The organism is Aquimarina sp. 2-A2 (assembly GCF_045505135.1).
Classification (GTDB): Bacteria; Bacteroidota; Bacteroidia; order Flavobacteriales; family Flavobacteriaceae; genus Aquimarina; species Aquimarina intermedia.
This window is the reverse complement of sequence record NZ_JBJKFI010000005.1, coordinates 262,359-281,467: the sequence shown is the minus strand read 5'-3', so window position 1 is coordinate 281,467 and position 19,109 is coordinate 262,359. Positions and strand designations below refer to the sequence as shown.

The 19,109-nt window shown below is 35.2% G+C and carries 15 protein-coding genes; 9 read left to right on the top strand and 6 right to left on the bottom strand.

All coding sequences use genetic code 11. The features are described 5' to 3' along the window. Positions 1–54 precede the first annotated feature (54 nt). On the bottom strand, positions 55–474 hold the full coding sequence (locus ACJRPK_RS13305; protein WP_407140610.1) for a terminase gpP N-terminus-related DNA-binding protein: 420 nt from the start codon (positions 472–474) through the stop codon (positions 55–57). A gap of 404 nt (positions 475–878) precedes the next feature. On the opposite strand from ACJRPK_RS13305, the gene ACJRPK_RS13300 reads away from it, so the two are divergent. From ACJRPK_RS13300 to ACJRPK_RS13290, 3 genes are read left to right on the top strand one after another with little or no spacing between them, the layout of a single operon-like run. Then, entirely contained in the window at positions 879–1,373 is a 495-nt protein-coding gene (locus ACJRPK_RS13300) for a Dps family protein (RefSeq protein ID WP_148783783.1), read from the top strand. Between the two features lie 17 nt (positions 1,374–1,390). Then, positions 1,391–2,308 (top strand): mechanosensitive ion channel family protein, encoded by a 918-nt coding sequence (locus tag ACJRPK_RS13295; RefSeq protein WP_407140609.1) that lies wholly within the window; start codon positions 1,391–1,393, stop codon positions 2,306–2,308. A gap of 4 nt (positions 2,309–2,312) precedes the next feature. After that, the gene (locus ACJRPK_RS13290; protein WP_407140607.1) at positions 2,313–3,176 is read left to right on the top strand and encodes a hypothetical protein; all 864 of its coding nucleotides are present in this window, start codon (positions 2,313–2,315) and stop codon (positions 3,174–3,176) included. A 43-nt stretch (positions 3,177–3,219) separates the two neighbouring features. Here the strand turns inward: ACJRPK_RS13290 and ACJRPK_RS13285 are convergent, their stop codons facing one another. Both ACJRPK_RS13285 and ACJRPK_RS13280 read right to left on the bottom strand, forming a co-directional pair. Then, the gene (locus tag ACJRPK_RS13285) at positions 3,220–3,771 is read right to left on the bottom strand and encodes a GNAT family N-acetyltransferase (RefSeq protein WP_407140605.1); all 552 of its coding nucleotides are present in this window, start codon (positions 3,769–3,771) and stop codon (positions 3,220–3,222) included. A gap of 5 nt (positions 3,772–3,776) precedes the next feature. Continuing rightward, positions 3,777–7,493, bottom strand: coding sequence for a metallophosphoesterase (locus ACJRPK_RS13280; RefSeq protein ID WP_407140603.1), 3,717 nt, complete (start codon positions 7,491–7,493; stop codon positions 3,777–3,779). A 58-nt stretch (positions 7,494–7,551) separates the two neighbouring features. Here ACJRPK_RS13280 and ACJRPK_RS13275 point away from each other — a divergent pair, with 58 nt between their 5' ends. Beyond that, complete coding sequence (locus ACJRPK_RS13275) at positions 7,552–8,736, top strand: Pycsar system effector family protein (protein ID WP_148783787.1); 1,185 nt, start codon at positions 7,552–7,554, stop codon at positions 8,734–8,736. A 78-nt stretch (positions 8,737–8,814) separates the two neighbouring features. On the opposite strand, the gene ACJRPK_RS13270 is transcribed toward ACJRPK_RS13275, so the two are convergent. Next, positions 8,815–11,178: a GAF domain-containing protein gene (locus ACJRPK_RS13270; protein ID WP_407140601.1), complete on the bottom strand. Its 2,364-nt coding sequence runs from the start codon at positions 11,176–11,178 to the stop codon at positions 8,815–8,817. A gap of 147 nt (positions 11,179–11,325) precedes the next feature. On the opposite strand from ACJRPK_RS13270, the gene ACJRPK_RS13265 reads away from it, so the two are divergent. Further along, positions 11,326–12,441, top strand: a complete 1,116-nt coding sequence (locus ACJRPK_RS13265) for a redoxin domain-containing protein (RefSeq protein WP_407140599.1) — start codon at positions 11,326–11,328, stop codon at positions 12,439–12,441. Between the two features lie 53 nt (positions 12,442–12,494). On the opposite strand, the gene ACJRPK_RS13260 is transcribed toward ACJRPK_RS13265, so the two are convergent. Beyond that, the gene (locus ACJRPK_RS13260) at positions 12,495–13,145 is read right to left on the bottom strand and encodes a rhomboid family intramembrane serine protease (RefSeq protein ID WP_407140597.1); all 651 of its coding nucleotides are present in this window, start codon (positions 13,143–13,145) and stop codon (positions 12,495–12,497) included. Positions 13,146–13,273: 128 nt separating this feature from the next. Between ACJRPK_RS13260 and ACJRPK_RS13255 the strand changes: the two genes are divergently transcribed. Together ACJRPK_RS13255 and ACJRPK_RS13250 are read left to right on the top strand one after the other, a co-directional pair. Then, positions 13,274–14,173: a lysophospholipid acyltransferase family protein gene (locus tag ACJRPK_RS13255; RefSeq protein WP_407140595.1), complete on the top strand. Its 900-nt coding sequence runs from the start codon at positions 13,274–13,276 to the stop codon at positions 14,171–14,173. A gap of 108 nt (positions 14,174–14,281) precedes the next feature. Continuing rightward, on the top strand, positions 14,282–15,181 hold the full coding sequence (locus tag ACJRPK_RS13250; protein ID WP_407140593.1) for a lysophospholipid acyltransferase family protein: 900 nt from the start codon (positions 14,282–14,284) through the stop codon (positions 15,179–15,181). Positions 15,182–15,248: 67 nt separating this feature from the next. Here the strand turns inward: ACJRPK_RS13250 and glmM are convergent, their stop codons facing one another. After that, on the bottom strand, positions 15,249–16,637 hold the full coding sequence (glmM, locus tag ACJRPK_RS13245) for a phosphoglucosamine mutase (RefSeq protein WP_407140591.1): 1,389 nt from the start codon (positions 16,635–16,637) through the stop codon (positions 15,249–15,251). Positions 16,638–16,762: 125 nt separating this feature from the next. Between glmM and ACJRPK_RS13240 the strand changes: the two genes are divergently transcribed. Both ACJRPK_RS13240 and ggt read left to right on the top strand, forming a co-directional pair. Next, entirely contained in the window at positions 16,763–17,347 is a 585-nt protein-coding gene (locus ACJRPK_RS13240; RefSeq protein WP_407140589.1) for an ACP phosphodiesterase, read from the top strand. Positions 17,348–17,405: 58 nt separating this feature from the next. Continuing rightward, positions 17,406–19,103 (top strand): gamma-glutamyltransferase, encoded by a 1,698-nt coding sequence (gene ggt, locus ACJRPK_RS13235; RefSeq protein WP_407140587.1) that lies wholly within the window; start codon positions 17,406–17,408, stop codon positions 19,101–19,103. The last annotated feature ends 6 nt before the right edge of the window (positions 19,104–19,109 follow it).

Sequence of the window (19,109 nt, the reverse complement as noted above, 5' to 3'; positions counted from 1 at the left end):
ATGAAATCTAAATACTAAAAAAAAATCAATATAGTTTTTTGCTAAATGGGATAGTTATTCTTTAAAACGCTCCCATTTAATTAGCATAAATTTATCACCAAGTTCGGTAACAATAACACCTGCTCCCTTGATATTTTCCGGGTTAGTAAAGTATTTGGATAATTCTGAAGGGTTCAGAATCTTATAGGTAGGATGATATTCTGATTTGTACGGTCTTTTAATGCCATACTTTTTCACCCAATTCATGATACTTACGTGAGACACTCCCAAAATTCGTTCTATTTCACGATAGGATAAGCCTTCAAGATATAACTGCAATGCCTTGTTTACATAATATTCGTCAATTCTTTTACCAAGCTTGTTTACCGTAAAGTAATATTTGCACGCTTTACAGCGGTAGCGCTGCCTGTCCTTGACAATTCCGCTTTTTACAAAACTAAGGGATCCACAATTAGGACAGTTTTCAACAATCATATATACCTATTTTGCATAAATATACCAATTTAGCAATATAATATTTTCAAAGAGTTTATTAATTTAATTGACTATCATTAAAAAACACCTTAAAACATTAAACTATACATGCAAGGATTGAGAAATTACAGCGTTCTTACTAAGTGCTATCTTAAAAGCTATTTATACTACCATTCAATTTAAATAATTACTACAATGAACTGCGTATATCCATTTTGTGATAGATACTTTTTATAGAAGAATAAGAATAATAGTATAAAATCACTTTGAAGTATAACTGTTAATCTGAGAGGTCTCCGTAAATCGACTCCTAAGTTAAATTTATACTAAACTATAAGGTTTTCAACGGTTTTTAAAGAGATTCTATAGTAATTTGTATAAAAAATTTACAAAAAATAAACTATATGAATTATTTAAATTTAGATGCAGATAAGACTTCAGAAACGGTAAAAGAACTAAATACCCTGTTGGCTGATTATCATTTATACTATCAAAAATTAAGAAATTTTCATTGGAATATTCTGGGGAAAAATTTCTTTGATCTTCATGTGCAGTTTGAAGCTATGTATGACGATGCTAAAATAAAGGTTGATGAGATTGCAGAGCGTATCCTTACACTTAGATATCAACCTGTGAGTAATTATTCAGAGTATTTAAAGCAATCCAATTTAAAAGAATCTAGTTCTGATTTAAGTGATGAAAAAATGATTTCTACACTACTAGAAGATCATGGTGCAATTCTCAAACAAATGAGCAAAGTTGTAAAAACTGCCGATGATGCGAGTGATGAAGGTACTATAGATCTAGTGGGTGGTTATATTAGAGAACTGGAAAAAACCAGTTGGATGCTGGATGCATGGAGAATGAAAACCGGTGATACTATGCAAGTTTCAAAATAGAATAGACAAAATAGAACATGATATTACTACAAGAAGAAGAAAACACTTCAGCTACATTCAAAATTAGTGATTCAATTGAGAATCTGACTGATAAGTTAGAGGGTTGGTTAGACGGTTTAATTCTCATTCTACCCAATTTAATTTTGGCCATTCTAGTTTTTCTTTTATTTCTTTTGGCAGCCAAATATCTTGGAAGATTGTTACGTAATGTCATTTTAAGCAAAATACGTCAAGAATCCATAAAAAGCATTGCGGTTAGGGTGATAAAAAGTATTGTCATCCTAATCGGCTTTTTTATAGCACTTGGTTTATTAAACCTTGATAAAGTACTGACCTCAGTGCTTGCAGGAGCAGGTGTGATTGGTTTGGCTATCGGTTTAGCCTTACAAGGAACTCTAAACAACACTTTTTCTGGTGTTATTCTCAGTTTTTTACCGAGAATTGAACTTGGCGACTGGGTAGAAACCAATGGCTTTGCAGGTAAGGTAGAGGATATTAATTTGAGGAGTATTGTAATTCGACAAGCGGATAACAATTTTGTTATGATACCTAATGCAAAGATAATCGAAGAGCCGTTTGTTAACTACTCTCAAACTAGTCGATCTCGGGTTATCATTTCTTGTGGAGTGGCGTATTCAAGTGATTTGGAAAGGGTGGCTCAATTAACTACAGAAACTATTGACAACCTTTTTAAACAAAACAAAAACGAAGAAGTAGAGTTTTTCTTTCAAGAATTTGGTGATAGCTCTATTAATTTTATCGTTAGATTTTGGACAGATATTAGGAATAAGAAAGAAGTATTAGCTGCTCAACATTTAGGAATTATTGCTATAAAACGCGCATTTGATACAGAGGGTATTAATATTCCGTTCCCGATTAGAACCATTGATTTTTCAAATAAACTTTCACTTACGCCAACAAACAATGATCAGTAAGAAGATGAACCGATTAAAAACCACAGTACTTTTTATATTTATTGCCATTGTTGGTAGTTGTCAAAAATATGGAGACTTAGTTAAGATTAACCAATTATCTACTACTATACAGGAGATTTCAGGGATTGCAAAAATACCTCAGGATGATTATATATACGCGATTAATGATTCTGGTAACGACAATATTTTATATGCCTTGGACGAAACCGGGGATGTGGTAAAAGAAATTAAACTTGTTAATACTGTTAATATAGACTGGGAGGCAATGGCTTCCGACAAAGATGGAAATGTCTATATCGGGGATTTTGGAAACAATAGAAATGATCGAAAGGATCTGGCCATTTATAAAGTTTCTCATGTGTTTGATCAACAGTCAGGAAATGCAACGGCGATAAAAACAACCTTTTCTTTTGAGGATCAAAAAAAATTTCCTCCTAAAAAGGATAAGAGAAATTTTGATGTAGAAGCCTTTTTCTATTTTAATCAGAATTTCTATTTATTTACAAAGAACAGAGCAAAGAAGTTTGATGGTATCACAAAACTATACAAAGTTCCGGCAACAGAAGGAGCGTATGAAGCAAAATTAATCGGAACGTATGAAACGTGTAATGATGACAATGATTGCTTTGTTACGGGTGCTGCAATAAACCCCGAGAATGACACCGTGGTACTTCTCACCTATGACAAACTTTTCTTTTTCAAAAACTTCGAAGGTGACAATTTTCTTGAAGGTGACGTAGAGAAAATTCAGTTGGAACATCGGTCACAAAAGGAAGGTGTTTGTTTTAAAAATAAAACTACTCTATTTATAATTGACGAGGGGCGTGGTCGATCAGGAGGAAATCTGTATGAGTATCCTCTCAAGTAAGCCATATACAATCTTAGACAAATAAAAGAGCTCTGATTACTTATCAGCGCTCTTTTTTTATAGTGTTTACTTGCCATTCTTCTCTCAGTAAGCCATAATCATATCCATCAGACCAGCCTGATTTCAGCGGTAGTACTTTTCTTTTTCTTCCTTCTCTCACAAATCCAGACTTTTCTAAAACTCGTATTGAACCTATATTATCACAGGCACATCCTGCTTCGATACGATGTAAGTTGAGTTTTGCGAAACCAAATCTTATGATTTCCTGAGTTACTTCGGTTCCGAATCCTTTTCTCCATTGTTCCGGCATCAATTTATACCATACTTCTCCCCTTTTGAATTTTGAATTACCAAGTTGTAGCCCAATAATGCCTATAAACTCTTTTGTGATTATATTTTCAATAATAAAACCATGAAACTCTCTATCATCAATTTTTTTAATCCAACTTGAAAGAACATCCACTGTTGTCTCTAAAGACTCCGGAATACCAAGCGTATTATATCGATCAACTTCTTCTAGAATGTGCAACTTATGAACCGCTTTAACATCATATTGTATCATCAACCTTAAATTGCATCGCTTAGTGTTTAGCATATCTTTTAAAATGTAAATCCAAAACCAAAAGAAAAGCGTAAACCATCCTCCCCAGTAAAGAAATTGAAAGTACCGCTTAAGGAATCGGCACTGTTGATCCAAAAACCTCCTCCGTAATCATTGTGCCACAAGGTTGAGTTGTCGTTATCACTTAACCAGACTCTACCTAAATCAAAACCGCCAAATATCCCAATCTGTATTGGCAATACACCTGTTTTAAATTGATTAAAACTATAGCGTAAATCTGCGCTCGTTGCAAAGGATCGTTTACCGGAAAAACGTTGATTACGATAACCTCGTAGTCCAGTATTCTGTCCTAATTGCGCTGATTGATAGAACTCATAATCATCTCCTAGATTGATCTGTGCTTGTGCCGACGTTTTAAGAACTAATTTACGGCTTGTAATTAAGGAATTATAAAAGCCCAAATATGGATTGATGTACCCGAAGGTTCGATCAAAATCTTCTGCATTAGCAGTAATACCTCCATTAATTTCAAATTTCATCCCATTGGTAGGATTGACATCTACATCGTAGCTCTCATAACGATACGTGGCATCCGCAGTAACAAAATACTTTCTTTTAAAGAACTCAGGATCAACTGATTCAAAGACAGGGTTTCCAATAAAACGATCACTATCTTTATCCACCTGGATACCTTCAAATCTTGCTTTGTAATCGAAGTAACTACCAAATCGACCAAATTTTGCAGCTCCAATATCTACACCAATATGACTAATTCTAACCCTGTTAAAATCTAATCCTAAATCATCATCATTATTTACTGTTTCATTACCAAAACCAAAGAAGTTTTCACTAAAATTTGGGCTCGTAAATTTTGCGCCGACCATCAGATTGAAATTTTTTAGCACTCCGGCAAATTCACCCTTATACTTTACATCAAAACCATTTGTTGCAAAATAAAATCCAGCTGTCAAAGTATGTTTACTGGTAAATGGATTTCTATTAAAACCATTTACCCGATAGACATTTTTGATCCCTATTTTGAAGCCATCATCCGGATTGTACGCAACTGCCGGAATTAGTGAGTTTTTGGTCACTATCTCCTTGTTTTTATCAAAAGAATTGACCTCATACGTATCGGTAAATCGAACTTTTGCATTGCCTTTACGAATGATGGTATTGGGCTTAGATTTATAATCATAAATCGTAACTCTGCGTCCTTTTTCAATATTGAACTTATCATGATCCTGTCCGCCGATAATTCTAATATAAATTGGATTATCTCCTTTACCTCTTACATTGAAATAATCATCATCATCCAAACCGTATAGCCAAATTTCCTTGGTGTTTTTTCTATCATATAATTTCTCACTGACCACATCAGCCTTTTCACCACCTTTAATTCTTGAGATCGTAATCTTTGTTTTGCCATTCTCCATGCGCTCCACTTCGATGTAATCATCCTTATCGGTTCCCGTGACAATGGCAAGTTCTGCCAAATATGAATAATACCTTTCAGCTATCTTTACTAAATTATCACGTCTCCCTTTTAACTTTGCTTTGATTTCATTAGATGAATCTCCTTTTACTGCATCGGGTAATTTGGTAAATGCTGTTTCAATTACTTCATCTGTCAAATTATCTTGTATGAACTTTGCTTGCTTTTTCCACTCATCTTTGCCACTACTCTGGATAAATGTTCTATCGAGTTTCAGCCCGGCAATATTAAACCACTTAATACTTTTAAGGGTTTTATCATATACCTGAAATTTATTTGTTACCCCAATGAGACCTCGAAGTGTCCCCAAAAATGCGCCATCAAAATTTGAAAATGCCTGATCTCTATCTCTAGGTATTGGTCTAAAAATATGATCGCCATTTTCTTTCTCAAATTCTGCCCAACGCCATTGATCCTGATGTCGATCCCAGTCCCCAATTAGCATATCAAACATACGCGCTCTTATAAAAGCAGCTTCGTCAATCTTGTATTTTTCATCTCTACGCAAGCGCTCATATACATCTGCAGTGCTTTCAATATCATCGGGTTGCCCAAAGGTAATCTGGTTCACATGATGTTCCTCCGGTCGTTCTTCGATCATATAGAGTTCATCTCCATATTCGGCATTATATTTACCTAACGTTTTTTGCTTTGGTACATAAAATACTTTAGGATTGGTATGATAAATTCCTACAGCATCAGAGAGATCAGGAATCACTGTAAATATATAAGGATGTGCAGCTGTGTAGAAATCCTGAAGAATATCTTCTGAAATGGTATTTTCCAGATCATCGGCTACATAATTATTCTTAAAAGCATTGGCCTGTAAAAACTGTACGCCACTTTTTCTCAAAGCTCTTAAATTAAATTCTTTACCATCTTTATCTTTTACACGTAATGACCTTGTTTGCTGACCTCCTCCTTTACGAATGACTGTTAATCCCCCGTAGAGTGTATCCAAATCAGCAACGGGAGCTTGAATTTTTTTTCCGTATAAATCACGGTAATGATCACCCCAAATGCTTTCATAAACTTCTGTTCGATCAGTCTCTTCGTATTCATATACTGATGCTTCTACGGTTTGATCAAAAGAATCCGGAAGTGAAGAAAAATCATAATCCTTCCGTTTTGGATGTACTTCGGTTTCAAATAGTAAAGTAGGTTCGTTATTTTCGCTTCCAAAGTAAGAAGCTCTTGAGGATCCGTCCTTTAAAATATCCAAGCGTACAAATCCTTGTCCGCCATAGGCAAAAATCCCATCATTCGCTAAGGTAGCATAAGACGCTTTTGCTCCTGATCCCGAAACGATTTGTTTGATACTATCATTAACAATGTACTGAATAGAATGTTCGTGGCCTGATGCAAAAATAACACGTTCACCTCCAGAGGCGATTGTCGACATACGACGCACCAATGATTTATATTGCTTGTTCTGAATATCTTGGCTGGATACCCCGCCGCTAGTTCTAATCATCATAGCTAATGATCCCAAAACCGGTAAAGGTATTTTTCTTTGGCTTGGATACAAGTGTTTTACAGGAGCATACTTACCTCCATGTACTCCATTTGAAAATAAAGGATGATGTAATGCTACTAAATTTGTTTTATCCTGTCCTTTTTTCAAAGCACTTTGAAATTCTAGAAAGAAAGTTTCTCTGGATTTAATCTGCGGACAATTATCGTTGATTGTTGGGTGCTTGTCCCAATCTTCTAAATACCATTGTGAATCGACCAGTATCAATTGTATATTATCAGATATATCAATAGTTTCTATCGGACATCCCTTGGCCGGACGAAATACCTTTCGGTCCTTTAACTTACTTTCAAAATAATTTTCTTCACGCTTTAAGCCTTTGAGACCTTCATTGTACCAGTCATGGTTACCCGGAATAAAAATCACCTGTCCATCAAAGCTATTAACCGATTCAATTTGAGCGTCCAATCGATGCTCTGCTAAGGGGCGATCAACAGCATCCTTTTCAGGCATCCCATCGGGATAAATATTATCCCCTAAAAAAATCGCATAATTCCCTTGCTGTGGATGCGCTTTTAGGTATTTTTCAAAAGCCAGTAAGCCGGGAGTACTCTCCCCTAAGGATGCATAACCCGCATCTCCAATTAAATAAAATGTTTTTTCAATCTGGTCAGCATTTGTAACCGTATAGCTCGTTTTTTTATCACGGTACTGAGGTTCATAAAGTGCACAATTCGATAATAGTAAAAAGCTTAATATTGTTAGAATTATGTTATATTTTTTCATACGAATAGGACGGTAATTTTAATATATTGTACTTTGGTGTTAAATTTAATACGAATCTATGTCAACACTAGTAGAGAAAGCAGATAAGTTTGTTTTAGAATTATTTAAAAATGAACTTCCTGAAACTTTCGTTTATCATAATTATATTCACACACAACGCGTCGTTAAAAGTACTAACGAAATAATAGAAAATTCTGAAATTGGTGTTAAAGATGCAGAGATACTAAGGCTGGCAGCTTGGCTTCATGATACCGGATACACTAAAAGTATTGATAATCATGAAGAAGAAAGTATTGTTATAGCTAAGCAATTTTTGAACGAACATAATGCCGATACTGATGTTATTGAAAAAGTAACTGCATGTATCTTGGCTACCAAATTTAATTCTGAACCTAACTCCTTTTTGGAAGAAGTAATCAGGGATGCTGATAGCTCACATTTCGCAAAAAAATACTTTGAAGAAACCAGTGAATTCTTACGACAAGAACTTCGTCTCCACAATATAAAAGAATTCACAACCAAAGAATGGATTCAGGAGAATATTGAGATGTTTACTCAAAAACATAAATATTATACAAATTATGCATTGAGAAATTGGGTCAAGAAAAAAGACGAAAATCTCCTGAAGCTTATTGAAAAACAAAAAAAGAGAAAGAAAAAGAATAAAAAAGAGGCGTTAAAGGCACAGTTAAAAGCAAAGTACAAAAACGAAAGTCCTGAACGGGGTATTCAGACACTGTTTAGGGTAACGCTTAGAAATCACATCAAATTGAGTGACATTGCTGATACTAAAGCCAACATTTTACTTTCAGTAAATGCAATTATCATTTCGCTGGCGCTTGCTAATTTGATACCAAAACTGGATTCTGTAAGCAATCAACATTTATTATTTCCCAGTTTGATATTAGTATTGTTTAGTGTTGCATCCATCATTTTATCAATAATGTCTACCCGACCCAATGTTACTACGGGTGAGTTTACCAAAGAACAAGTTCAAAATAAAGAGATTAATGTTCTCTTTTTCGGTAATTTTCATAAAATGCCATATCAGGAGTATAAATGGGCCATTCAAGAAATCATTAAGGATAAAGAGTATGTTTATGAATCACTTACCAAAGATTTATATTTTCTGGGTATAGTGTTAAATCGTAAATATAAATTATTGCGATTAACGTATACTGTATTTATGATTGGAATTATCGTTTCTGTTATCGCATTTATAGTAGCATTCTACTATTTATAGCACTTCAATAAACAATATCCATAAAAAAACGCAACTACTTTTCAAGCAGTTGCGTTTTTCATTTTTATAGTATTAAAATTATGCTAGTTCTTTCATGAGATCCTCATAATTATAAAACTCTTTTTTAGTTTTATCAGGATGGTACAAAATATTAATTCGCAGTGCCTTTAAACCTGTTACGCCCTGTAAATCTTCAAGCTCCAGTATTTCTACTTCTTTACCCAAATATTTTTTGGACTGCAAAAACTTTACATATCTCAAATACTCCAGTTCATCAGAACGTTGTGAATATACAATAGTAAGTTTGCCTTCTTTTGTAATACGTTCTTCAGTACCTTTAATATTAGCTTTATCTACACGTTTTTTAACGACCTCATATCTTGCATTATAAGTACCATCTACATCAAATCGTTTTTCATCCATTCTAAAACGGACGGAAAGTGAGGAGTTAAATACCAGAATCATAGAAGCAACATCTAATTTTGCCGGAAGATCTTGTTTCAACTGGTAATATGCATTTTCCATTTCGCACATTACCTGTAACTGCCATAATCTAAGATTTTTGAGGTATATCTTATTAAAGCTATCTTCCTTGGTAATAGATTCTCCAATGTACATGTTGTGTTCTACCCCATCAGTTTTGAAACGCTCAAAATAATGTGGATAGAGCTGTTGAGCTTCTACTTGTTTGGTATCCAATAGATCTGCCATTTTCTTATTAATAAGCATCACAGACTCATCGTAGTTCTTACGATGTTTATATACCATTTTAAATTCAACATCTAATTGATCATAATATTGATTAATCAAAATTTCAAGATCACTATATTTCTTTTTTAGATGTTCGAATAGCGGTATGATGTCTTTCTTAATAAAACTAAGAATTTTTTGTTCACTATCAACCTCTAATTGATTGGTGACTTCATCAATAAATTTATCAATTCTAAATTTTAATTGCTCATATATAGGTAAGCAATCAGACTCTATACCGCGATCCAGTATTTTAGATATTTCGCTTAATTGTAATTTCAAATCCTTTTGTATAGCCGCATTTCTAGCTTCAGAAGAACCTTTGATATCAATCTGACCGTATAGCGGGTAGACATTATCAAAAACTATTTCTCTAAACGATGCAGGCATTCCCTCAACCTTAGCCCTCATAAAGCGTTTAGCTTCCTGTCTAAATTTCCAATACACGCTCCCGTGAATCGAAGTGCATTCTTCCTGAATGATAAGCTCCAACTCATTTTCTGACTTTACTTTTGAGCGCAACACAGAGTCCACTAAGTACGGCATTACATCTTGTAACTTATGCGCATTTATACTATTAAGCTCTCTCTTATTAGGAGATACGATTTCTAATACACCCAGTAACTTACCTTCACCCTCTATCGGCGCAATAATTGCACTTTGTATACCTTGATGTTCTAAATTTTGATAAAATTTTTCATCAGGCATCATTGTCTGGTACTTTTCAACATCCGAAATGGTGAAATAAGTGGATTTACCGAATAGATTCTCATAAGAACCACAGCAAAGAGCTTCTTTACATTCCTCAGAAAAGCGATCATTCAAAATATAACTATCAATATCTTTGAACGGTACACGTTCAAACACCTGATCTTCTTCATTATAATTAGAGAATCCAATGCGTATTTCGGGCAAATTAAAAATAGCTCTAAAAATATCCTGAAAGCGTTCTATAAAATTACTTTGAGTCTTATCATATTGCAGTAGACTGGTCTTAAACTCTGATAAAGAAACATCAGTAGTAGCATCAAACATATTAGCAATTACAACTCCTTTAAAAATGTAGCTATTAGGTGGGAAGTATTTTTTCCAAACTGTAATGTCCTCAAAACTATCCAGTAATTCACCAACTTCGTCATCGGTAATATCCAGCGCTAGGTCTGTTTTCTCTATTTGTACAAAATCGGCGTTGTATAAAATTCTGTAATACCGCATAATTCCTGAAGCATCAGGAATATTGTAATGGAAAGGTCTTTTAAAATCTATACTGTAGCCATAATAATGATTTAGAATGATACTACATCCCATGATGTAATATTGATCTTCTTCTAAATTTGTAATTGCAGGAGTAAACGTTTCACCAGCTGCTTTAACGATATTTCTAAATCGCTGGGTTGATTGTAAAACTAAATTTCCAAAGGGAATCGTAGCTATTTTGATTTCATTTTTCTGCAGAATTTCAGAAAACAGATCTTCCAATACCAAGTCAATCTGAGGCATTAGTTCATCAAGCTCCTTTTTAGATTGCAAACCCGTTTCAAGTGTTGGATGAGCCTCAGCGATTTCTAAAATTTTAAGCGCTCTTTCTCGCAAAAGCAAATTATCACTTTTGGCAAATTCTCTATATCTATCAAAGAAAGATGAAAAACTTATCCAGATATCCATCGGGAAATCTTGATCGAACGTCTCCATAATACCGCTACTTTATCTTAAAGATGGCAAAAATACTACAATTAACAAAGCTTTGGCCCGTGGATTAACAATTAATTATATTATAAAGTTAATTATTCTTTTATACCGTTCTGATTCTTTATTTTTACGTCCCTAATTATGTATGTTATGACAAGAATTTTTCTGCTATTACTAGCGATTAGTATTACCCTGAGCTGTCAAAATGAAAAAAAAGACAGTTATATAATTTATGGCTCGACTTCTGGTTTTGAAAACGGAACCTCAGTATATGTAAATGCTTTAAGTCAATCCAATCGCCCTGCGGTTATCGATTCTACAACTATCCAAGATGGTAAATTCGAAATTGAGTTACCAAGTGTTGAACAAATGGACTTCAACTATTTGACATTTAACAAAGTTCCGGGTAACGTATTATATCTCGCAGAGAATAATCCAATTGAAATGACTATTTATAAAGATAGTTTGCGTTCCTCAAAAATTGACGGTGGTTCTGAGAATGATTTATTTTTTGAATATTTAATCAAAGTTCAGGATTACAATAAAAAGCGAATCGAACTCAATAACCAATATCAGATCGCTTCCAAACTAAAAGAAACTGAGAAAGCTCAAAATCTTGCAACGCAACTGTCCGATATGTTTAATCAGGAAAAAGCATATAGAACTGAGATTGCTAAAAACAATCCAAACTCAATAGTTTCTGTAATGGCACTAACCGATTTACTCAATTTAAAAGTAGTGCCTGCTCGACAAATTAAAGAATTATACACCACCGTGGATGATTCTTTAAAAAAGACACGTTTAGGTAAGAATTTAGATCAATTAATCCGTAATTCTGTAGGTCGTATTGATGTTGGTAGTGAAGCGGTAAGTTTTTCTGCTCCTTCTCCCGAAGGCACTACAGTATCACTAAAAGATGCCATGGGCAAGTTGACAATCATCGACTTTTGGGCATCTTGGTGCAAGCCTTGTAGAATAGAAAACCCTAACGTAGTACGTGTGTATAATAAGTACCATGACAAAGGACTCAATATCATTGGCGTTTCCCTTGATCGTGATAAGAAAAAATGGTTAGAAGCAATTGCTGCAGATGATCTTCAATGGAGTCACGTATCAAATTTACAGTTTTGGCAAGAACCAATTGCTAAGTTATATGGGGTGCGATCCATACCGGCCACATTCTTGTTAGATGAAAACGGAAAAATAATTGCAAAAAATCTAAGAGGTGCTGCTTTAGAAACTAAAATTGCTGAACTTTTAGACTAAAAAAATATGACACCCTGAACAAACAAAGGCGACCGATGGTCGCCTTTGTTTGTTTATAATTTCCCTAAACGTTGTAGAATAAAAAGAATAACAATGGGAATCGCAAGAATGCCAATCATCAATAAGTTTTGTTCAAAAAGCCATGGAGCCATGATTAAGGTTACCAGATATCCACCTACTGCACCTCCAAAATGAGCATCATGACCAATATTGTCACGTCTGTTTTTCATCCCGTAAATAGTATACAACAAATATCCGATACCAAAAATATATGCCGGTATAGGAATTGGTATAAGCATAAGATATAAACTCATATCCGGACGAAAAAGAATTGCTGAAAATATGATTCCGGATACTGCACCACTTGCTCCTATTGCACTGTAATGAGGCTCATTTTTGTGAAAAACAAAAGAGAATATATTACCTACCAGTAAACTTGCTATATAAATGATTAAGAACTTAAGTATTCCTACATAAATAATAACAACAGGTCCAAAAAAATATAAGGTGAACATATTGAAAAACAAATGCATCGAATCGGCATGTAAGAAACCCGAACTTAACATTCTAATTTGCTCTCCTCTTTGTATCCCTGCAATATTGAACTTATACCGTTCAAAAAATGAATACTCTTTAAAACCTTTTAATGAAAATAACACATTGGCAACAATCAGTAGTATCACTACAAGATTCGTCTCAGACATACAGTTCTTTTTTGTCAAAGATACAGATTTCTATAAGGAAAAATCAATAGAGAAACTTCTCATATTTCGGTTTAATAAATGATTAACTCATAAATAATCTTAAATTTGTCGGCTAGATATTTCTGACAATGCAATTACTCATTTATCGACTAGTTTATCCTATTCTATGGATAATATCTAAGCTTCCCTGGCGAATCTTCTATATGTTTTCTACAGGAATTTATATATTTATCTATCATATTGTCGGCTACCGTAAGCGAACGGTAACTGAGAATCTTACCTTGGTTTTTCCCGAAAAACCTATGGCCGAAATCTATAAGATTCGGAAAGCTTTTTATAAGCATATGTGTGATATGTTTTTAGAAATGATAAAATCCATATCGATTACCGATGAAGAGTTATTGGCGAGATTCAAAATTACCAATGTCGAAGAAATCAAAGCATTGGAAGCCAAAAATAAGAGCATTATCGTACTTATGGCACATTATGCTAGTTATGAATGGGCAACGGTTGCACAATTACTTATAAATTTTCCAACTGTAGGGATCTACAAACAAATAAAAAATAAATATTTTGATCGATTAGTTCATCGGATACGACAGCGTTATGAAGCAAGACTCATTCCCAGCTTTAATGCGATGCAAGAAATTACAAAAGACAAAGCGAACGGAAAGCTTTGCTCTTACGCTTTAGTTTCGGATCAGTCTCCTAAACTCAAAAATGCCCTGTATTGGACAGATTTTATGGGCATCAAAGTTCCTGCCTATTTGGGAGGTGAGGTGCTGGCAAGGCGATTGGATTTATCCGTTTCTTATCTTCATGTCGAAAAGATAAAACGTGGATATTATCAAGCAAAATTTATTACTATCACAGACGATATTTCAAAATGTGAGCAGTATCAAATCGTGGACACTTATTTACAGCTTTTAGAAAAGCAAATTCGACAGCGACCTGAATTATATCTCTGGACTCATAAACGATGGAAGCATCGGAACGAAGAAATCCCCAAGGGAGCTACCGTAAATTAAGTAAAACCTGTAATTTTTGCGTTTTTGAGTTGTGAATGTAAAACTATAAATTATAGCAGTGTACTGCACAAATTACAGTATATTTGATCACCTAAATTAAACTTATTTATGCAGTTATTGGTGTATCGAATAGCGTATCCCATTTTATGGTGTATCTCCAAACTTCCATTCTTCTTATTGTATTTTTTATCCGATCTATTGTATTATATAGTCTATTACGTAATACGATATCGTCGCACTACGGTTACCGATAACTTAACACTTGTTTTTCCCGAAAAATCTAAAAATGAAATTAAGGAAATTCGGAAAAAATTCTACCGCCATCTCTGTGATATGTTTTTGGAGATGATTAAATCTTTATCCATTACCAGAAAAGAGATTCTCGAACGTTACAAAGTTGTAAATCTCGATGAATTTCATAAGATGGAAAAAAGAGGAAAAAGTACAATCGGATTTATGGGACACTATGCAAGTTACGAATGGTCAAATGCCATTGACTTGGTTTCTCTGAACCCATGTGTCGGCATTTATAAGCAGGTTAAGAATAAATATTTTGATCAATTAGCCCATCGCATACGCGCAAGATTCGATTCGCGCCTCATTGCCAGTCATAAAGTACTGAAACAAATAATACGTGATAAGCAGCAAGGGGAGGTTTGTACCTATGGCATGATTTCGGATCAATCTCCTAAGATTGGTAATGCTAAATTCTGGACCAATTTTATGGGCATAAAGGTGCCAATCTTTTTGGGAGGGGAAGTATTAGCTACTAAACTAAACCTGACCTCTATCTATATGCATGTTGAAAAGGTCAAACGCGGACATTATGAAGTACGCGTCATTCCTATTGCCGAAAATAGCGGAGAAATGGATCAGTTTTATGTGGTTAAAGAATACCTGCGCCTACTGGAACATCAAATTCGCACAAAACCTGAATTTTATCTTTGGACGCATAAACGATGGAAGCATCGTAATGCTACAATTCCAACAGATGCTGTGGTACATTAATTATAAATAAAGAGGTACTATAATCATAGTACCTCTTTATTTATATCTTAAAAGCAAGATCGTAGTACTAAATTCCGGCAATCTCTTTTAAAACAGCAATAGTTTTTTCGGCTAGTTGATCGGCTTCTTCCTGACTCAGAGCTTCAGTATAAATCCTGATAATAGGTTCGGTATTACTTTTTCGCAAGTGTACCCAGTACTTTTCATAATCAACTTTGACTCCGTCGATAGTTGTTATAGTTTCCTCTTTATTTTTTTCCTGAAATTGGCTTAAAATTCCGTCAACATCCATCGTAGGTGTTAACTGAATTTTGTTCTTACTCATATAATAAGAAGGATAAGATTTCCTTAGAGCGCTTACTGTACTTTTTTTCTCAGCCAGATGTGTCAAGAATAAGGCTACCCCTACCAGTGAATCCCGTCCGTAGTGCAATTCTGGATAAATAATTCCTCCATTACCTTCTCCTCCAATAATTGCATTGTTGCTTTTCATTAATTCCACCACATTTACTTCGCCCACAGCACTGGCTTCATATGAGCCTCCGTGTTTTTCGGTAACATCGCGCAGTGCACGACTTGATGACAGATTAGACACTGTATTTCCTTTTTGCTTGCCTAACACATAATCTGCACAAGCAACCAAGGTATATTCTTCTCCAAACATCTCGCCATCTTCACTCATAAACGCAAGACGATCAACGTCCGGATCCACCACAATTCCTAAATCTGCTTTCTCCTTGATCACCAAGGCCGACAAATCAGTCAAATGTTCTTTTAATGGTTCTGGGTTATGCGGAAAATGTCCGTTAGGCTCGCAATATAGTTCAACCACTTCTACGCCCATTTTTCTAAGCAGTTTTGGAATAGCAATTCCTCCGGTAGAATTTACACCATCCACCACTACTTTAAATCCGGCAATACTTATGGCATCCACATCAACCAATTTAAGCTTCAATACCTCATCGATATGACGATCGATATACGTGTTATTTTTGGTAATACTACCCAAGTCATCTACTTCTGCAAAAAAATAATCATCATGCTCAGCGATTTTTAGAATTTTCTCGCCATTAGTAGCGTTTAGAAATTCACCTTTATTATTTAGAAGTTTTAGCGCGTTCCATTGTTTAGGATTATGACTTGCCGTTAAAATAATTCCTCCATCAGCCTCTTCTATAGGAACAGCTACCTCTACTGTAGGTGTGGTGGACAATCCAAGATCAATTACATGAATCCCTAAACCCACCAAACTATTCATTACCAATTGCTGTATCATAGCTCCCGATATACGTGCATCACGCCCGACTACGACTGTCGGATGCTGTTTTTTGGTTTCTCCCTTAAGCCAGGCACCATAGGCAGAAGCAAATTTTACAGCATCTATTGGAGTCAGATTCTCTCCCACCTTTCCGCCGATAGTTCCACGAATTCCAGAAATGGATTTTATTAACGTCATATACTTAATTTTTTGTTTTGTTTATCGATTTTAACAAATGTACAGGGTATGATAGTTTGTCACAACTTTACAACAAAAGTTTAATAAAAATATTACCGCATTTTAATTTATCGTATTTTCCCCTAATGAATTTTTTAGCACATATCTATCTGTCAGGAGATGATACAGAATTGAAAATCGGCAATTTTATAGCGGATTCTGTAAAAGGAAAAAAATTCGAACAATTTCCAAAAAGAATTCAGCAAGGAATTACACTACACCGCCAAATCGATTTTTATACGGATACACATCCCATTGTTCGGCAAAGTGTAGGGCGCTTGTTTCCTAAATATAGCCATTACAGTACAGTAATTGTAGATATTCTTTATGACCATTACCTCGCGGCAAACTGGCATAAGTATGAAGTTATTCCCCTACCAATATATGTAGCTTCTTTTTATGAAATTTTGCAAGACAATTACGGTCTGTTACCCAGACGCATCAAAGATTTCCTACCTCATATGATTAGAGATAATTGGTTGGCAAGCTACGCAACTATTGAGGGCATTGGTAAGATTCTTTATCAAATGAATCATCGTACCAAGAACAGGTCCAAAATGAACTTAGCTGTACGAGAACTGGAAGAACATTATGATGAATTTGAAGATGAGTTCACAACTTTTTTTGAAGAACTGAGAGGCTTTACTCAAAACGAAATTTCAAAAATTTAAAGAATAGTATATAATCACACTGTCTATCTTGAGTAGACAAATCAAAATTTTATAATAGATGATTCGATTAGCAAGTATTTTTTGTTTGTTGATATGTCTTAATTCTTGTAAGACACATCCCGTAGACGTATCAAAACCTACCTTTGGATTAATTGCGAACAAGGCAATGGTGGTCTCAGCTAGATCCGAAGCCTCGCGCATTGGTGTAGCTGTACTGAAAAAGGGAGGAAATGCTTTTGATGCGATGATGGCTACCGAGATGGCGCTTGCCGTGAGCTATCCTTTTGCCGGAAATTTAGGTGGTGGCGGATTCATGGTATACAGAATGGCTGATGGCACTGTTGGTGCTTTGGATTATAGAGAAAAAGCTCCAAAAGCAGCATTTAAAAATATGTATCTCGATGCTTCCGGAGAAGTACAACCCGAAAAAAGTCAGCTGGGTGCACTGGCCGTGGGTGTACCGGGAACCGTTGCCGGAATTTTTGAAGCGCATAAAAAGTTCGGAACTTTACCCATACAAGACATTCTATCGCCAGTAATTCATTTGGCACAAAAAGGATATGTAGTAACTGAAAAACAACAAAGACGGTTTACGAACTACCGGGAATTATTTTTAACTGTAAATAAGGATACCATTCCCTATGCAAAAGATATTATCGCAGGAGATACTATCAAAAACATAGCCCTGGCTACTACTTTACAGGCATTGATTGAAAAAGGCCGTGATGGCTTTTACAAAGGAGCTGTTGCCGAAAAATTAGTCAATCACCTACAGGAAAATGGTGGTATACTAACATTAGATGACTTGGCTAGTTACAACGCTGTTTGGAGAAAACCCGTTCAGTTTACGTATAAGGATCTCACAGTCATTTCTATGTCTCCTCCATCTAGCGGTGGTACTTGCCTTGCACAGATTATGAAAATGATCGAACCCTATGATATTAAACAATATGGACACAATCAAGAAAAAACAATTCAGTTACTTACCGAAGCTGAACGTCGGGCATATGCAGATCGAAGTTATTATTTAGGAGATCCTGATTTTGTAACTATTCCGTTGGATACGCTTATCAGTGCTGCCTATTTGGAGAAACGGATGCAAAATTTCAATTTTGATCAAGCTACGCCTTCAATAGAAGTTTCTCATGGCAAGTTACCTGGATATGAAAGTGATGAAACGACCCACTACTCTATTGTTGATCAATTTGGCAATGCGATTTCGGTCACCACCACACTTAATGGAGCTTACGGATCGAAATTATATAATACCGAACTGGGCTTTTTTCTCAATAATGAAATGGATGATTTTAGTTCTAAACCGGGAGTACCGAATATGTTTGGACTTATTGGTGCCGAAGCTAATGCCATTGCGCCAGAAAAACGAATGCTAAGTTCGATGACCCCAACTATTGTAGAAAAGAATGACAAACTATGGATGTCGGTAGGTACACCGGGAGGTTCGACAATCATCACCTCGGTATTACAGACGATTCTAAATGTAAGTGAATTTGATATGACGATGCAAGACGCAGTCAACGCGCCAAGATTTCATCATCAGTGGTTGCCGGATGTTGTTATTTTTGAACCCAATGCATTTGATCAACAGCTGCTAAAAAATTTAAAAGATAAAGGCTATACTATTGATCAACAGGACGCTCAAATCATAGGGAAAGTTGACGGAATTCTGGTTCGTGAGGACGGAACTTTAGAAGGCGGTGCCGATAAACGAGGAGATGATACTGCTATGGGGTTTTAGAATACA

Excerpts from the sequence above, each read along its gene's own strand:
- ACJRPK_RS13305 (WP_407140610.1), bottom strand. The coding sequence starts at position 474 with ATGATTGTTGAAAACTGTCCTAATTGTGGATCCCTTAGTTTTGTAAAA.
- ACJRPK_RS13300 (WP_148783783.1), top strand. The coding sequence starts at position 879 with ATGAATTATTTAAATTTAGATGCAGATAAGACTTCAGAAACGGTAAAA.
- ACJRPK_RS13295 (WP_407140609.1), top strand. The coding sequence starts at position 1,391 with ATGATATTACTACAAGAAGAAGAAAACACTTCAGCTACATTCAAAATT.
- ACJRPK_RS13290 (WP_407140607.1), top strand. The coding sequence starts at position 2,313 with ATGAACCGATTAAAAACCACAGTACTTTTTATATTTATTGCCATTGTT.
- ACJRPK_RS13285 (WP_407140605.1), bottom strand. The coding sequence starts at position 3,771 with ATGCTAAACACTAAGCGATGCAATTTAAGGTTGATGATACAATATGAT.
- ACJRPK_RS13280 (WP_407140603.1), bottom strand. The coding sequence starts at position 7,493 with ATGAAAAAATATAACATAATTCTAACAATATTAAGCTTTTTACTATTA.
- ACJRPK_RS13275 (WP_148783787.1), top strand. The coding sequence starts at position 7,552 with ATGTCAACACTAGTAGAGAAAGCAGATAAGTTTGTTTTAGAATTATTT.
- ACJRPK_RS13270 (WP_407140601.1), bottom strand. The coding sequence starts at position 11,178 with ATGGAGACGTTCGATCAAGATTTCCCGATGGATATCTGGATAAGTTTT.
- ACJRPK_RS13265 (WP_407140599.1), top strand. The coding sequence starts at position 11,326 with ATGACAAGAATTTTTCTGCTATTACTAGCGATTAGTATTACCCTGAGC.
- ACJRPK_RS13260 (WP_407140597.1), bottom strand. The coding sequence starts at position 13,145 with ATGTCTGAGACGAATCTTGTAGTGATACTACTGATTGTTGCCAATGTG.
- ACJRPK_RS13255 (WP_407140595.1), top strand. The coding sequence starts at position 13,274 with ATGCAATTACTCATTTATCGACTAGTTTATCCTATTCTATGGATAATA.
- ACJRPK_RS13250 (WP_407140593.1), top strand. The coding sequence starts at position 14,282 with ATGCAGTTATTGGTGTATCGAATAGCGTATCCCATTTTATGGTGTATC.
- glmM (WP_407140591.1), bottom strand. The coding sequence starts at position 16,637 with ATGACGTTAATAAAATCCATTTCTGGAATTCGTGGAACTATCGGCGGA.
- ACJRPK_RS13240 (WP_407140589.1), top strand. The coding sequence starts at position 16,763 with ATGAATTTTTTAGCACATATCTATCTGTCAGGAGATGATACAGAATTG.
- ggt (WP_407140587.1), top strand. The coding sequence starts at position 17,406 with ATGATTCGATTAGCAAGTATTTTTTGTTTGTTGATATGTCTTAATTCT.